The following is a 14241-nucleotide window of genomic DNA, read 5'->3' as shown; positions in this document are numbered from 1 at the left end:
CGGGCGCGGTTCAATCTCCGGCTCACCCGGAATCGTTCAGGTGCGTCAGGCCGCCCCCGGCGGCGGGCCGAACGGGTCCATGGCATCGACGGGCGGGGCCTGCTTCCCCCGGTGTCCGCCGCTCTTGCACCCCGCGAACGGGCCCTGCGGGTCCCGAAGCGAGGCCATCACGGGACCGAGGTAGTCCCGGTGCCATGAGGCCGGTCCGGTCATTCCGCCGTCGGGGCCGGTCAGTTCCCCCCAGGCCAGCCACAGGCCGTGCAGCTGGGCCACAGCCTCGTGGTGCTCCCACCAGCGGCCGCACCAGGGGGAGTTGGAGGTGACCTCCCTGCCGTAGACGGGGAGCAGCACGTTGTGCACCCAGAGGGTGAGGCGGCGCAGCGTCTGCCCGTACTCGGCGCCCTGGAGATACAGGATGAACTGCGGGGGAGCGGGCGGCTGGGGCTGGACAGCGGGCCGGTCCGATTCCGTGCCGGTGCCTTCCGCGGTGGCGGGGGCCTCGGACGTCTGAGTGGTCATGGCGGGCGCCCTTCCTCGGGTCTGGGACTCAGCCGTGGTGAGGACGCAACGTGCGCGCACCGGCCGCGGTTCAAGGCCACCGGATTGAACCGCTCGTCCATGCGGCCCGTTGTGCCACGCATCGGCATCTCCGGCCCATGAGAGGGGCGCCATGTCCGACCTCAGCCCGAGTCCGCGGGAGGGCAGCCGGTCGGTGCTCCCGTCCGTCGATGCCGACGGGCTGTCCGACGCGCTGTTCAGGCTGGAGCACCCGTCCCGTGCCCGGCGGGCGTGGGACCGATCGCGGCGCATGGTCTCCGACGGGATGCAGAGCCTCATGCGGCTGCTTCGGCGCGTGTTCAGCCGTAGATCCGCCGGAGGAGGAGGCGGCGGAGGGTACGAACCCGGCGCCGCGGCGGCGGGATGGCAGCAGGCGCCCGGCGCGCCGGCCTCGGACGGATGGGAGCGGGGAGCCGCTCAGGGCCGGGGCATGCAGCGGGCCGAGGGGGCGCGGAGACCGGCGGGCAGGGAGATGTCGCCGCTCGATCAGCTCGTCCGGCTGATCGGTGAGCTGCCGAGAGGGCAACGCCACGCCTTCGAGGACGCGGTCCTGAACAAGGTCAGGACCGAGGGCAGGTGGCGCCGGGCCTACGACCGGGACCTGGACAGAGGCCGGGACTCCTTCCTGGTGCGGTTCGCCAACAACGCGTATCACAGGGAAGTCGCCCCGGCCGACCGGTCGGACGCGGCACGAACGAGCGTGGCGGCCGTCCGGGAACAGCTCCCCGCGTACAGCGCGTCCGCGGGCACGGCACCCGTGCCGCGGGCGGCGTCCGTGGAGTCGCCGGGCCGTGACCACTGGGACGCGACGGTCGCGGAGGCCCAGCCGGCGGCGGCCCGGAGCCGGGCGGAGGCCGGCAGCACGTCGTCCGCGCTTCCGGGGCGGCATCAGGAAGCGATGCCCACGGCCGAGGAGTTGCTGGCGGCGCCGGACGAGACAGGGGTGCAGTCGTCGCAGTCGGAGACGACCCGGTCGCCCGAGCCCGCCCGCGACACCGCGGTACGGCGCCTCGACCCGGCGTCCCCGCCCCCGGTGTCGCCACCCGTATCACCCCTGATCCCACCGGCGACCCCTCTGACCCCGGCCCAGCTCGGAGCGCGGTACTTCGGCAGTGAGGCGTCCCTGCTCGAAGGCGGTGCCACGGTCCCCGGCCCGGCGATGGGCACGCCGCCGCCCGACAACCCGCTCGGGGCCCAGGCCACGCTCCAGCGGCCGCACACGCCGGGCTCGAACCAACGTCCCGCTCAGACACAGACCCCCTCGCGGTCCGTGCCCGCGGCGGGCAGTGCCACCCGGCCCGCGACGCGGCGCAGAGGGTGACGATCCCTGACAGGGCGGTGGGCGCGGGAGTACCGCGCCCACCGCACACGGCAAGGAGGAACCGCAAATGGCATGGGACGAGGCGAAGTTCAACCACGACGTCCAGACGGGCTTGGCCCGGATCGAGAGGTGGAGGGCCGTGCTGGGCACTCCCGAGGTCCGGCAGGCCTACCGCGCCCTCACGGACGTGATGCGGCAGGAAGGCCAGTGGATCCGGGCGGGCTACAACCCGGCGAACTCCGGCTGGGAGAGGCGTGCCGAATCGGTCGCCGCGCGCCGGCAGCTCATGGCCGCGTTCACTGCGGTGAACGCCCTGCACGTCTCCGCCCAGTGGGCCACGGCACACCGCGACGCCCCTGACGGCGACAGCCTGGCGCAGGCGCGGCAGGACGTGGCGGCGCAGTCCGTCCAGAACACGGCCTTCTGGGTCAAGTCCACGTCCCGCCCGGCCGAACAGCTGGGCGACACCCTGGAAGCGGGGAGCGCGGCCGGCGTGCTCGACCAGCTGACCTTCGGTTTCGATCGTACGACGCCGTCTCCCTCACTGTGGGAGACGTGGAACGAGTTGTCGCCGCAGTACGCGGCGGACGCGCGGGGCACCGTCGAGGCCACGGTGTTCGAAGGGCTGCCGGAGAACTGCGTCCTGAGGGACAAGGAGTGGCCCGAGCTCAAGGGCCTGATCGAGCAGGGTCTGGTCGACCATCTGCACGTCAACGTCATCCACAGGAACTCGGACACGGGACTGCTGGAGCAGGTCGGTCACTACGACGTGCGGACCCAGCAGGAGTTCGACCACCTGCCGCAGGTGACCCGGACCGACTCCTATGTCGCCAGGCAGCAGCGGGAGTTCGTCACGCAGAACGTCGCCCGCGCGATAGAACGCAACCGGGCGGGCGTGCAGACCACCCTCGACGATTTCCGCCGCAGGTGGTCGGGGTCCGGGCAGGACGTCGAGTTCGTCCTGTCCCACCCGGACGGACCGGGACCCGACCTCACGGAGAGCCCCGCGAACCTGTCCAGGGTGCAGACCAGCACCTCGGGGCAGGGCCCGTCGTCCTCGCGCAGGGGCTCCCAGGAGTCGCTGATGGCCAAGCTGGAGGCGCTGGAGTCCGAGCAGCAGCAGCGCAGGGGCAGTGACGCCACCTCCATCTTCCCCGCTCGCCGGGAGTCCACGGCGAGCCTCGGCTCCATGCCGGCCATGTCCCGAGCGGGGTCCTTCGCGCCGGCCGGCCCGTCCTCCGTGCCCGACTACCCCAGTTCGGCCTTTCCCAGGAGCACGCCCTACAACTGGCCTTCGACGACGGCGACTTCCTCGTCGAACTACAGCGTGAGCCCGGCCGCCTACGCCCAGTCCGTCGCCGCGTACCAGCCAGGGGGGAGCAGTTACTCCGTGGCCGTACCGACGACCCTTCCGATGATCAGCGAGTCCCTGCCCGCGGCCAACGTCTCGGCGCTCACCGATGCCCTGGGCTCGTTCGACTTCTCGCCGGGCGGCGGCCCCGCGCCGTCCAGCCAGTCGAGCGGCTACCCGTTCCCCTCCGTCGGCGCGTCCAACTACCCGGCCCCGCCGGTCGCGAACGCCGGCGGCTACAGTCCGCCTGCGCCCCGCCGGAGCGATTCGACTCCAAGCACGCGGTCGGCCGGTTCCTTCGAAGGGGGCGGCGAGCTGACGAGGGTCCGGGCCCACACCGGTGACTCGCCCGAGCGCTCGCCCGACGCCGCATCCTCGGCTCCCCGCGCCGAGTCCTCCCGCGGTGAGTCGTCCAGGGGCGAGTCCTCGAGCGGCAGGGACCGGAAGCCCAAGAAGCCCGTCCCCTCGGCGCTCCTGTACTTCGCGGGCGGGAGGCCGAAGAAGGGCAGGTAGGGGCCGGGATCGGACCTCCCGGCACACTCACGCGGTGCTCCCCGCCGGACGCAAGCGGTCCGGCCGGGAGCGCCGCGTCATGCTCGGCCGGACGCTCAGTGGGCGTCCGGCCGCACCACCCCCAGGATCTCCATCGACCCCGCCGGTGACACATACACCCACCGCCCGGGACGCGGCGCGGAGATGATCTTGCCGTCGCCGATGTAGAGGGCGACGTGGCTGGCGTCGGAGAAGTAGATGATGAGGTCGCCGGGGCGCATCCGGGAGACGGGGACGTGGGGCAGCCGGGCCCACTGCTCCTCGGAGGTGCGGGGGATGACCACGCCCGCGTGCAGCCAGGCCTGGGAGGTCAGGCCGGAGCAGTCGAAGGAGTCGGGGCCCTCGGCGCCCCAGACGTAGGGCTTGCCCAGCTGCTTCGTCGCATAGGCGATGGCCTTCCGGCCCGCCGGGGTCGCCTTGGTGGAGACCTTGTCGAGGACGCCGGTGTCCTCCCACTTCGCCTGCGCCTTGTCCTGCGCCTGCTTCTCCAACTGGGCCAGCTTGCTCAGTTGTTCGGCCCGCAGCTGCGACTCCAGGGCGCGAGCGGTCGCGATGCGCTTCTCGATCCTGTCGCGGTTGTCGTCCATCGCGTGACGGCTCGCCCGCAGGTCCCCCAGTACGGCCCTGGCCTCGTCCGTGCGCGTGCGCAGTTCCCTGCGGGTCGCCTCCAGTGCCGTCAGCCGGTCCTGCGTCCCCTGCTGCGCCCGCTGGGCCAACGCGGCGTCGTCCAAAGCGTGTTCGGGGTCGTGGGCCAGCGCGAACTGCATCTCGGCAGGCAGCCCGCCGCCCCGGTACTGGGCACGGGCCGCGGCCCCGAGCAACGCCTTCAGCCGCGTCTCCTGCTGTTCGGCCCGTGTCACCCGGCCGTTGAGCGTGTCGACCTTCTTGCGCTGGGCGGTGGCCTTCTCGTCGGCGGCGTTGTACTTCTCGGTGGCCACCTCCGCCTGGTGGTACAGGTCGTCGAGCTGTGCGCGCACCTCTTCGAGGGTGGCGGGGCCGGGGGCCGCGAGGGCCGCCGACTGCGTCGTCGCCGTCAGGGCGCACAACAGGGTGAGGGCCGCCGCCGTGCGGTGACCGTGTACGCGCGGGATCCGTCTCATGCCGTCCGAAGCTCCCTTCACAGCCGACGTGGTGACGGCTTCGTCCACACAACGGGGGTGCCGTGCACGGTGGTTCAAGGCGTCGTGCCCGGCGTGAACCGGGGTGGGCCGCGGTCCGTTGTGCCCTGTCGTGGGGGCCCACGCCGGTGTCGAGGACAAGGGGACGCGATGGACGCGGAGTTGGTGCTGACAGCCCTGTGCACGGGGTTCGGACTCGGCTGTCTGCTGCTCGCCGCCCGCGGCCTCCTGACGGCCGGGCGGCTGTGGGCGCGCGGTTTGCGTGTGATGGGCGTCGTCACCGCGCGTACGGCGGCCGACCGGCGGCTCGGCGGCCTCGTCGCCTTCTCCGACCACCTCGGGCGCGACCTCGTCCTCGATCCGGGGGCCTACGCGCCGCTGTGCGGGCTGCCGCCGCTCGGCCGCACCGTGCCCGTGGTCTTCGTACGCGAGCGGCCCGCGACGGCCCGGCTGTGGACCGTACGACACCTGCTCGCCCCGTCGTTCGGCTGGTTCCTGTCCTCGACCGTCGCCTTCGGCACGGCGGTGGCGGTGTCCCCCTGACACCGCCACCGCCGTACCAACCGACCGACCGGCGCCCTCACGCCGGTGTCGCGTCCCGCTCCCAGCGGCTCTTCTTCGTCAGCGCCACTCCGCCGGCCGCGCGGGCCGCGGCACGCGCCGTGATGGCGTTCGCCTCGGCCTTCGCCTGTGCCGAGATGGCGTCGGCGCCCGGTTCCCTGTACCAGGGGCGCAGCCGGATCAGGGCCGGCCGGATGCCGGTGGCGAGCAGGAGGGCGGTGCCCTTGGGCAGGGCGCGGATCTTGTCGGGCGGCAGGATCGACTCCTGCCGGTAGGAGTACGAGCGTTGCGTGCCGTCCTTGCTGCGGGACAGGCTCGGCGTCTTCACGTCGTGCTGCCCGACCAGCGTGGAGATCTTCTGCACGAAGTCGGCGTCGTCCAGACCCGCGCCCAGCAGCTTCACCGTCGCCGCGCTCCACAGCGCGTCCATCCCCACCTCGCCCCACACCCGGGCGCCCTGCCGGTAACTCTGCAGCAGTGTCACGACGTTGATGCCGCGAGAGCCGAAGTGCGAGTAGAGGTCGGGCAGATCGGAGATGCGGCACACGTTGGCGGCCTCGTCGAGGACCGCCGTCAGCGGCGGGTCGAGACGCCCGCCCATGCGCTCCGCGGCCACCACACCCGCCCGCATCGTCGCGTCCGCGAGGCCCGCGATGACGCCGGCCGCCGAGCCGCCGCCGTCCTTGGACAGCAGGTAGAGGGTGTCGGTGCCGACGACGTGCCTGTCCGGGCGGAACTCGGGCAGGTACGGATCCGGGGTGACCCAGGCGAGGATCTCCGGGTCGAGGAGGCAGGACACGGTCTGCCGGGCGGTCTCGAAGATGCCGTCCCGGGTCTCCACGGCGCCGCGCACCGTGCCCTGCAACTGCTCGGCCATCGCGGTCAGTCCGGCGTCGCGCAGCAGGTCGATCGGGGTGCGGTCGGCGGGGTCGGCGAGCCAGCCGAGGAGGTCGGTGACCGGGGCGCCGCCGCGCGCCGCGGCCAGGAAGAGCGCGGTGAGCGTGTTCTGCGCGGCCGATATCCAGAAGTCCTTCTTCGCGCTGTCGTCGTTGACGGACGCGACGAAGTGCCCGGCCAGCCGGCGAGCGCCCTCGATGGTGTGGCAGTCGCCGAGCAGGTTCCACCACATGGCGCGCTCGGTGTGGGCGATGCCCTGCGGGTCGAACGTCCACACCCGGCCCGCCTTCGCGCGTTCGGCGCGGGTGACGGCGTAGACGTCGGACTTGTTGGAGGTCAGCAGAACGGCACCCTGGGCGCGCAGGACGCGGGGGACGGCGATGCCGGTCGACTTGCCGGCCCGCGGGGCCATCAGGTCGAGCTCGACGTCCTCGTAACTGCTGCGCAGCTCCGGCCCGTCGGGGTCGAGGTCGCCGAGCAGGTTGCCGGTCTCGTCGGGGTGGAGTTCGTCCCGGCCCTTGAGGCCGGGGCGCAGTTCGCGGGCCCGGGCCTCGATGCCCTTGGGGCACATGCTCGCCAGCTCGCGCCGGCCGGCCAGGCCCTTGGTGCGGCCCGCCCGTGCCAGCAGCAGTCGTACGACGACGACCGCGGGGACAGCGATCAGGGCGAGCAGGCCGGCCATCCCGCCGTAGACCGCGGCCGGCGGGGTGCCCGGCCACAGGGTCCCGGGTCCGTCGCCGACGAGGTGCGAGGCCGTGGAGAGGGCGAACGGCGGCGCGTCCCAGCCGTGTCCGGTGATGCCGGCGCCCAGTGTGCCGCCCGCCCAGCCGACGGTGAACACGGTGAGGGAGGCCGCGGCGACGGCCACGATCGCCCAGGGCGCGAGGTCGTGGACGCCGCTGGTGGAGGGCGGTCTGCCGGTCATGCGGTCCACCTCCCGGGCAGCTGCCGGGGTTCCTCCTGGGAGGCCCGCGCGACCTGCGCCGCGGTGTGCGTGACGGCCTGTTCGACGGCCGTCTCGTTGGGCGTCCAGCGGGTGTTGGTGTTGTGCAACTGCCGTTCGGCGTCGGTGATGGCCACCTTGATGGGGATGCCGGGCCGGCCGCCGACCTTGATCAGGAAACGGCCACGGCCGGGCGGCTCCTCGTGCTCGCCGGAGACGCCCCAGCCGGGCGGGGAGGACCAGGACGACACCAGCTCGATCTCGCGCCGGGACAGGCCCACCACCTTGCCCAGGTCCTCCATCTCGGCCTTCGGCAGCCCCGCGCAGACCACCATCCCGGCCCGCTCGACGAAGCCGCGCGCCTTGGCCCGGTCGGAGTCGGTGCCGAGGGCCTCGGCGTCCTTGAGGGTGTGGGTGATCTTGGCGTCGCCGAGGCCCAGGGACCGGTTGAGACGGGTCAGCGCGTCGATGCGGTCGACGATGCCGGAGGCGGCCCGCAGCGGGCGCCACAGCTCGTCCAGGACGGTGAAGAACCAGCGCCGGGGCGCGAGCCCCGCGTCCGCCAGGGCGTGCGAGGCGGCCACCGTGCCCAGCCCGTCCGACCAGGCGGCGAGCATCGCGGCCGCGGTCAGCTGGGTGTCGGCCTCGCCGATGCCGGAGATGTCGATGCACACCGCCGGCGCGTCCGGGTCGATCCGGGTCGACGTCTCGGAGGCGAAGGTGTCGCCCAGGGGGCCGTCGAGGATGCCGAGCAGGGAGCGGTGCAACGGGTCGACGGCATCCCGGTAACGGGCGTCGTCCCCGCGGTCCAGGGTCACCGCCCGCACCCGGTCGGGCCCCTCGGTGAGTACCCGCAGCAGGTCCGGCAGCAGCGCCGGACGGCCCTCCGGGGTGCGCTCGCGGATGTGGTGCAACACGGCGGACAGCACGGACTGTTCGTGGTCGTCCATCGGGCGGCCGCGCACGATCGTGACCAGCGCGGCCACCATGTTCAGCACACGGCCGTGCGTCTCGGCCTTCAGGACCTCGCCCGCCTCGCCGCCGATCCGCGCCGCCGCCGCGCCCATCGCGCCCGGGTCCAGGACGTTGATGCCGCCCCGGCCGCGGCCGATGGAGATCACCTGGCCACCCAGCGCGCGCACGGTGTCGGCGTAGTCGGGCTTGAGGTCGCCGAGCACCAGCGGTACGACACCGGTGGCGCTGAGCCCGATCAGCATCCGGTTGACCAGCGTGGACTTGCCCAGGCCCGGCATACCGAGCATGAACAGCGACGGGTTGGAGATGTAGCGGGCCCGCGTGAACCAGTTCAGCGGGTCGCCGCACACGGTCGCGCCGGTGAACAGGTGCTGCCCGAGCGGCACTCCGGTCATCGGCGACCCCGAACCGGCCGCGAACGGCCACATGCCGCAGGCCTGCACGGTGGTGGCACGCCACATGGTCGGCGGATCCATGTAGCCGACCCGGCCGCCGCCGGGGCCGTACCAGCCGCGCGGCGGGATGTAGAGCTCCTTGGGGCGGGAGGACTTCGCCTTCTTGCCGCTGCGCGCCGTCCCGCCCGGCTTCTTCTCCGCCCAGGACGGGTCGAGTTCCGTCCGCGGCACGCCCGCCGGTGAACGCCAGGCCGCCTCCTCCGCCAGCCGGTCCGCCCGCTCCGCCCTCTTCTCCTCGCTCCGCCGGCTCACAGCGCCTCCTGCAGCTCGTGCGGGATCAGGGTCTGCTCCCACGGAAGGATCCCGGCGGGCAGCGTGCAGGCGAACGCGGCCGCCTGCATCCGGTCCGCGGGCCGCATCAGCACCCGGGAGGCCGCGGTCAGGTTCCGTACGGCGACGGTCGCGTCCGCCAGCTGGTCCATGTCGTCGACGGTGACCGTCAGCATCAGCGAGAACTCCACGAGCCCGGCGCCCGACGCCTCCTCCGCCGCGGTCTGCTCGGCGGCGCGCATCTCGGAGGCCGCCCGCGCCTGCACCATGCCCCGCCCCGACGTCGCCATGAACTGGGCGGCACGCCGGTCCGCCTCGACGATCCGCGCCGAGGTGGCCGGGTCGATGGGCCGGTAGACCAGCGCGACCCGCTTGCGGCGGGTACCGGGCGACGCCTCCAGCAGACCCCGCAGGACCGAGGACCGTACGGTGCCGCGCGGTGCCAGCGTCAGCAGCCAGGTCCGGGACACCCCGGAGTCGTGCTGGTAACTGCCCACGGTCTCCACGGCGGCGGCCGGCCCGGCGTCCTCCCACTCCAGGCCCGTACCGCCGTACGTGGCGCGCGCGTCGAGGACGTCGGCGGCGACCGCGGGGTCGTACGCGACCCGCACGACCTCCGCGATCCGCTCCGCCGACAGCGGGTACGCGGCCCCGCCGCCGGCCGCCACCAACCCGCTGAGCAGGCCGGGGATACGGATGGCCAGGTCGGTGATCACGTCCTCCTTGCTGCGCTTCTGCCCAGCGGGCATGCCGTAGGTGAGGGTGACGTAGGTGTGCATCTCCGAGGAGGCGGTCGGATAGCGCTCGACGACCTCCTCCATCACCGCGCGGGCCGCGGGCGGTGCGTCGGGGCGGATGCGCGGCAGCACCTCGTGGGCGAGGGTGGTGCCGGGGTCGGGCGCGGTCTCCACGATCAAAGAGGCGCCGCGCAGCCCGGGTTCGTGGGACAGCCGGGCCAGCCACTCGCCCCACAGGGCGACCCAGACGTCGACCTGGTCGGGGTCGACCAGCGAGCCGCCGTCGGGGTCGCAGCCCAGCACGATCGTGTACAGGTTGCGCGCCGGATGGTGCAGCACGCCGAAGGGACGCTCGTAGGCGTCCCGGCCCTCGATGGCCGCGACCTTGTTGAGCAGCCCCGGCGGGCGGAACCGGCCGCCCGGCCGCGCGGACAGCGGCCCGGAGACGTACAGGTGCGCGCCCTTGGCCTTGCGGCTGCGCCAGCCGATGCGCAGGGCGAGCAACTGGTAGACGTTGCGCCCGTCCTGGGTGCGCAGGGCCAGCGGCGTCAGGAACAGCACGACCGGGACGAGCACGACCAGCGCCGCGTACAGCGAGATCAGGGACGCGAGCAGGGTGACGACGAGCCCGCCGAAGACACCGAACGTGCCGACGAGCCCGAGCGGCCCGAGCCCCGGCCGCCGTGGCCGGCGCCAGTTCCCGTAGGTCGGATGAGTGACGGCTTCCGTGGACATGGGGTCCGGTTTCCCTTCGTGAGGTGATACGGCGTACGGCCACGGCGCTGGGCCGGGTCGGGGCGGGGCGATCGCAGAGCGGGGAGGACCGCCGGACTCTCCGGGGGGAGCGGGAGTCCGGCGGCCCGTTCCGGGGGCGGCGGCACGCTTCGAACCGGCCGCCGCCGGGTTCAGCGGTGCTGCGGGCTCGGGTTGTGGCCCTGGTCGCCGTCGGCGCCCTCCAGGGCACCGGAGGCGGCTCTGCCGACGACCTGCGCCGCCGTCACCGCCGCGGCGACGGCCACACCGGCCGGTCCGCCGGCCGCGGCCCGGCCGGCCCCGCTCGCCGCGCCTCCGCCACCGGCAGCGGACCCACCGCCGGCCGACGACTTGCCGCCGCCCGAGGCTCCGCCCGCGCCGTCCGAGCCGCTCGCGCCGGACGCCCCCGAGCCGCCGGAGCCGCCGGACGCGCCGCTCGGACCGGGGCTGCCCTGGCCGCCGGACCCGCCGCTGCCGCCGAGCGACCGGGCTCCGGTGGCCAGGCCGCCGCCCACCGACTGCATCGCACCGGAGTACGCGGACGCACCGCCGAGCGCGGCGGTCGCGGGCACCACCAGCTTCAGCAGCGCGGGCAGTGCCACCGCGGACAGCAGCATCACGCCGATACCGGCGATGCGTTCGTTGACCGCGTTGCCGCCCTGGCCGCCGGTCTGGCTCGACACGATCATCTGCGATCCCGCGTACAGCACGAGACCGGCCGCGGGCTTGTACAGCAGCCACGCGATCATCCAGCCGATGTGCTTGCGCCACCAGCCGCCGCCCCAGTCGGTCATGGACGCCGCAGCGGCCAGCGGGAGCGTGCCGAGCAGGAGGATCATGACGCCGAGCCGGATGTACATCAGGATCGTCTGGATGATCCCGGCGATCAGCAGCAGGAAGGCCAGGATCAGGAGCAGGAACGCCTCGATATTGGAACCGTTGGAGCAGGCGCCGACCTTCGTCAGCACATCCTGGGCGCCCGCGTTGAACAGGTGCGTGGAGTAGTCGTCCGCGACGGCGGCCGCGGCCGTGACGATCGTGGTGGCGCCGCCGGAGACCGCGATGACCCGCAGCATGCCCTTGAGCGCGGTGGTCCCCGCCGTGCCGCGCCGCTCGATGGCCATGCGGGCGGACGCGAACAGCAGCGAGCCGACCGCGAGATAGACGACGAGCCACTGCGTCTGGCCGTTGACGTCCTTCGCCGTGGTCGTCCCCGTCAGCGTGGGCACCCCGGTGGTCAGGGCCCCGAACACCGCGATCGCGCCCGCGAGGATCGTCTTCGCGATCAGCTCGACGATGGTCCCGATGGGGTCGCCGAGGAAGTCGAAGAAGCCCTTCGCCAGGTCGAAGACCGGATTCCCGGTCGAACCGCAGTTCATCTCACACCTCCCACAGGACGTAGCCGGAGGGGCTGCCCTGAACCGTCGTCACCGGCGTGTGCAGGGACCCGCCGTCGTCGGGTACGACCTTCCAGTCGCCGCCGCTCCAGCGCAGCGCGATGGTGGTCGTCGCATATCCCTGACCGGTCCTGATCAGCAGACTGACGTTCGCCGCCCCGCGCGTGTACGACGTCACCGAGAAGCCGGCGTACGAGCCGGCGGAGGTGCCGCCGCTCTGCGCGGCGCTGTCGATGTCCTGGACGGTCGCGCGCTGGAACTCGAACAGGTCGCGCCCACGCCCCGACACCACCTGCTGCCGGCTGACCGTCTTCCAGCCGGACCCGCTCATCTGGGACGGGATGACGGTCGCGGCCAGCGCGGCACCGACGGGCGTGTGCGCGTAGCACCAGCGCATCGGGCCGGTCGTCCGGGTGGGCCCCGCCGAGGCGGAGACGGGCACCCGGGCGATCCCGAGCGTGTGCCAACTGATGTCCTTGGGCGCCGACTTGGGCAGCGCGCCGCCCGCGCTGTCGTCGGTGGCGCAGCCCTTGGGCCGGCCGCTCTTCAGCACGGAGCCGTGGGACAGCGGGCCTTCGGCCGCCGCCGCTTTCGCGCCGTCACCGTCGGACGTGAGCGCGACGAACCCGCCGAGCAGCACCACGACGGCGAGGAACCCCGCCGACAACTGCCAGTTGCGCTGCTTCCAGTACGGCCCGGACGGCTCGGTCCGGCGCTGCCTGCGCATGAGCATCTCGACCGTCCGCCTGCTCAGTTGAAGACGAAGCCGACCAGCGGCCCGGCGGTGGAGACCAGCACGCAGCCGCCGAGCACCATGCCGAGGCGGCTCATGTGCTCCGAGCTCTCGCCGCGCTTGAGGGAGACGGCCATCATCGCGCCGGTGATCAGCACGCCCAGCACGCCGGCCGCGGTGCCCGCCCAGGCGACGATGCCGAGAACGGTGTTGACCTTGGTGGACAGCTCGCCGGGGGCGTTGCTCACCGGCTGGGGCACGTCGGCGGCAAGGAAGTTGGAGGCTTCGATGAGCAGTGAGGACATGGGAGATCTCCGTGGAATCAGTGCCCCGCGCGATCGGCGGGCGAGGGATGGCTGTCGGTAAGGAAGGTGTGCGGCGGGCCAACGGCCCGGGAGAGGCGGCGGGCCTACGGCCCGAGGAGGGAGAGGTCGCCGAGGAACGTGACGAGCGGACCGGCCGTCGCGGCGACCAGACAGGCCAGCGCGACGAAGAAGACACCGCGGAAGTGCGCGCCGCCCTCGCCCGGTTCACCCCGGTTGAGCTGGACCGCCATGTTGATGCCGACGGCCATCAGGCCGAAGACACCGGCGGCCGTGACGCACCAGGCGAGGGTGTTGATGATCGTGTGCGCGCCCTCGGGCGGGGTGTAGGTGTCGGCCAGGAACCGGGCGACCGGCAGGGCACGCGTCATGACGCGGCCCCCTCGGCGTACAGCTCGCTTCCCACCAGTTCGGCGAGCCTGTCGAACTGCCGGGGCAGCACCTTCGGCCTGCCGCCGGTGCGCCACGCCGGAATCCACGGCACCCGCTGCACCCGGGTGGCGGAGCGCAGCACCCGGACCCGGCGCAGCAGGCCCAGCGGCAGCCGGCCGGGCGCGTCGGCGACGAGGACCACGGCCAGCAACTCCAGCCCCTGCGGGGCCCTGCCGTCGTGCAGCGAGCCCAACGCCTGGGAAACCGCCCGCAGTCCGCGCGCACTGGTCCGCCCGACCAGCACGACCCGTCGCGGCTCGCCCCGGGACGGATCGGGCCAGCGCGCCCCCACGTCCACGCCGCCGAGCACCTCGACCAGCGAGGTCACCCCGGCGCCGCCGTGCGCCTTGACCCAGCCGACCTCGTTCCGCGACCGGCCCCGGGCCGACCTCGGCCGCCGGGGCTCACCCCAGGCGGGCTCGGCGGCGGGGGCTGCGGAGAGGCGCCGGGTGCGGGGCTGGACGGCGGGCTGAGCGCTGGTGCGGCTCGGGGCGTGGGGGGAAGCGGCCGGCTGTACGGCGGTGGTGGCCGCGGTGTGGACGGGGGTCGCGGACACGGTGGCCGGTACGGGGACCGGCGCCGGTGCGACGCCGACGCCGTGGCCGACGTGCGGCGACCGCACGGCCGGACCGGCGCCCTCGCTCTGGGGCGCGGGAGGCGGGGGAGCCGGCTGCGGGGACTTCGGCCCCCGCACCCAACCTCCCCGGCCCGACGGCGTCGCCGACGGTGTGCCCATGTGTGCCCCGCCCCCCTCTTGCCTCGTACGTCCGCTGCTCTGACTCATTTGGTTTCCACCGTTTTGAACTTATTTGCTCTGAGGCCCGTTTCGATCTGCCGAGCCCGACGGACAGCACAACGGGCCGTC

General features: G+C 73.4%; 13 protein-coding genes. 3 read left to right on the top strand and 10 right to left on the bottom strand.

The window, feature by feature from the left end:
- Positions 1-45: 45 nt before the first annotated feature.
- Positions 46-519, bottom strand: coding sequence for a DUF4913 domain-containing protein (locus tag FBY22_RS32770; RefSeq protein ID WP_142151598.1), 474 nt, complete (start codon positions 517-519; stop codon positions 46-48).
- Between the two features lie 151 nt (positions 520-670).
- Between FBY22_RS32770 and FBY22_RS32765 the strand changes: the two genes are divergently transcribed.
- A complete protein-coding gene (locus FBY22_RS32765) occupies positions 671-1879 on the top strand; it encodes a hypothetical protein (protein ID WP_142151597.1) in 1209 nt (402 codons plus the stop codon).
- Positions 1880-1946: 67 nt separating this feature from the next.
- The gene (locus FBY22_RS32760; RefSeq protein WP_142151596.1) at positions 1947-3743 is read left to right on the top strand and encodes a hypothetical protein; all 1797 of its coding nucleotides are present in this window, start codon (positions 1947-1949) and stop codon (positions 3741-3743) included.
- Between the two features lie 95 nt (positions 3744-3838).
- Here the strand turns inward: FBY22_RS32760 and FBY22_RS32755 are convergent, their stop codons facing one another.
- On the bottom strand, positions 3839-4882 hold the full coding sequence (locus FBY22_RS32755; protein WP_142151595.1) for a C40 family peptidase: 1044 nt from the start codon (positions 4880-4882) through the stop codon (positions 3839-3841).
- 168 nt (positions 4883-5050) lie between these two features.
- On the opposite strand from FBY22_RS32755, the gene FBY22_RS32750 reads away from it, so the two are divergent.
- On the top strand, positions 5051-5443 hold the full coding sequence (locus FBY22_RS32750; protein WP_142151594.1) for a hypothetical protein: 393 nt from the start codon (positions 5051-5053) through the stop codon (positions 5441-5443).
- Between the two features lie 37 nt (positions 5444-5480).
- On the opposite strand, the gene FBY22_RS32745 is transcribed toward FBY22_RS32750, so the two are convergent.
- From FBY22_RS32745 to FBY22_RS32710, 8 genes are all read right to left on the bottom strand, one after another.
- On the bottom strand, positions 5481-7283 hold the full coding sequence (locus FBY22_RS32745) for a type IV secretory system conjugative DNA transfer family protein (protein WP_142151593.1): 1803 nt from the start codon (positions 7281-7283) through the stop codon (positions 5481-5483).
- Entirely contained in the window at positions 7280-8983 is a 1704-nt protein-coding gene (locus FBY22_RS32740; protein WP_142151592.1) for an ATP/GTP-binding protein, read from the bottom strand. Before FBY22_RS32740 ends, FBY22_RS32745 begins: the two co-directional genes overlap by 4 nt.
- Positions 8980-10473 (bottom strand): SCO6880 family protein, encoded by a 1494-nt coding sequence (locus FBY22_RS32735; RefSeq protein ID WP_142151591.1) that lies wholly within the window; start codon positions 10471-10473, stop codon positions 8980-8982. The genes FBY22_RS32740 and FBY22_RS32735 overlap by 4 nt, the downstream gene beginning before the upstream one ends.
- A 170-nt stretch (positions 10474-10643) precedes the next feature.
- Positions 10644-11870: a hypothetical protein gene (locus tag FBY22_RS32730; protein ID WP_142151590.1), complete on the bottom strand. Its 1227-nt coding sequence runs from the start codon at positions 11868-11870 to the stop codon at positions 10644-10646.
- 1 nt (position 11871) lies between these two features.
- Entirely contained in the window at positions 11872-12615 is a 744-nt protein-coding gene (locus FBY22_RS32725) for a hypothetical protein (RefSeq protein ID WP_260845229.1), read from the bottom strand.
- 23 nt (positions 12616-12638) lie between these two features.
- The gene (locus FBY22_RS32720) at positions 12639-12926 is read right to left on the bottom strand and encodes a hypothetical protein (protein WP_142151588.1); all 288 of its coding nucleotides are present in this window, start codon (positions 12924-12926) and stop codon (positions 12639-12641) included.
- Between the two features lie 104 nt (positions 12927-13030).
- Positions 13031-13315, bottom strand: a complete 285-nt coding sequence (locus tag FBY22_RS32715; RefSeq protein WP_142151587.1) for a hypothetical protein — start codon at positions 13313-13315, stop codon at positions 13031-13033.
- Complete coding sequence (locus tag FBY22_RS32710; protein WP_260845228.1) at positions 13312-14070, bottom strand: hypothetical protein; 759 nt, start codon at positions 14068-14070, stop codon at positions 13312-13314. The genes FBY22_RS32715 and FBY22_RS32710 overlap by 4 nt, the downstream gene beginning before the upstream one ends.
- Positions 14071-14241 lie beyond the last annotated feature (171 nt).

Source organism: Streptomyces sp. SLBN-31, assembly GCF_006715395.1.
In the GTDB taxonomy this organism is placed as follows: Bacteria; Actinomycetota; Actinomycetes; order Streptomycetales; family Streptomycetaceae; genus Streptomyces.
Note: the sequence above shows the minus strand (reverse complement) of the source record. Positions and strands in the feature narration are given on the sequence as shown.

Excerpts from the sequence above, each read along its gene's own strand:
- FBY22_RS32765 (WP_142151597.1), top strand. The coding sequence starts at position 671 with ATGTCCGACCTCAGCCCGAGTCCGCGGGAGGGCAGCCGGTCGGTGCTC.
- FBY22_RS32755 (WP_142151595.1), bottom strand. The coding sequence starts at position 4,882 with ATGAGACGGATCCCGCGCGTACACGGTCACCGCACGGCGGCGGCCCTC.
- FBY22_RS32770 (WP_142151598.1), bottom strand. The coding sequence starts at position 519 with ATGACCACTCAGACGTCCGAGGCCCCCGCCACCGCGGAAGGCACCGGC.
- FBY22_RS32760 (WP_142151596.1), top strand. The coding sequence starts at position 1,947 with ATGGCATGGGACGAGGCGAAGTTCAACCACGACGTCCAGACGGGCTTG.
- FBY22_RS32715 (WP_142151587.1), bottom strand. The coding sequence starts at position 13,315 with ATGACGCGTGCCCTGCCGGTCGCCCGGTTCCTGGCCGACACCTACACC.
- FBY22_RS32735 (WP_142151591.1), bottom strand. The coding sequence starts at position 10,473 with ATGTCCACGGAAGCCGTCACTCATCCGACCTACGGGAACTGGCGCCGG.
- FBY22_RS32730 (WP_142151590.1), bottom strand. The coding sequence starts at position 11,870 with ATGAACTGCGGTTCGACCGGGAATCCGGTCTTCGACCTGGCGAAGGGC.
- FBY22_RS32750 (WP_142151594.1), top strand. The coding sequence starts at position 5,051 with ATGGACGCGGAGTTGGTGCTGACAGCCCTGTGCACGGGGTTCGGACTC.
- FBY22_RS32745 (WP_142151593.1), bottom strand. The coding sequence starts at position 7,283 with ATGACCGGCAGACCGCCCTCCACCAGCGGCGTCCACGACCTCGCGCCC.
- FBY22_RS32720 (WP_142151588.1), bottom strand. The coding sequence starts at position 12,926 with ATGTCCTCACTGCTCATCGAAGCCTCCAACTTCCTTGCCGCCGACGTG.
- FBY22_RS32725 (WP_260845229.1), bottom strand. The coding sequence starts at position 12,615 with ATGCGCAGGCAGCGCCGGACCGAGCCGTCCGGGCCGTACTGGAAGCAG.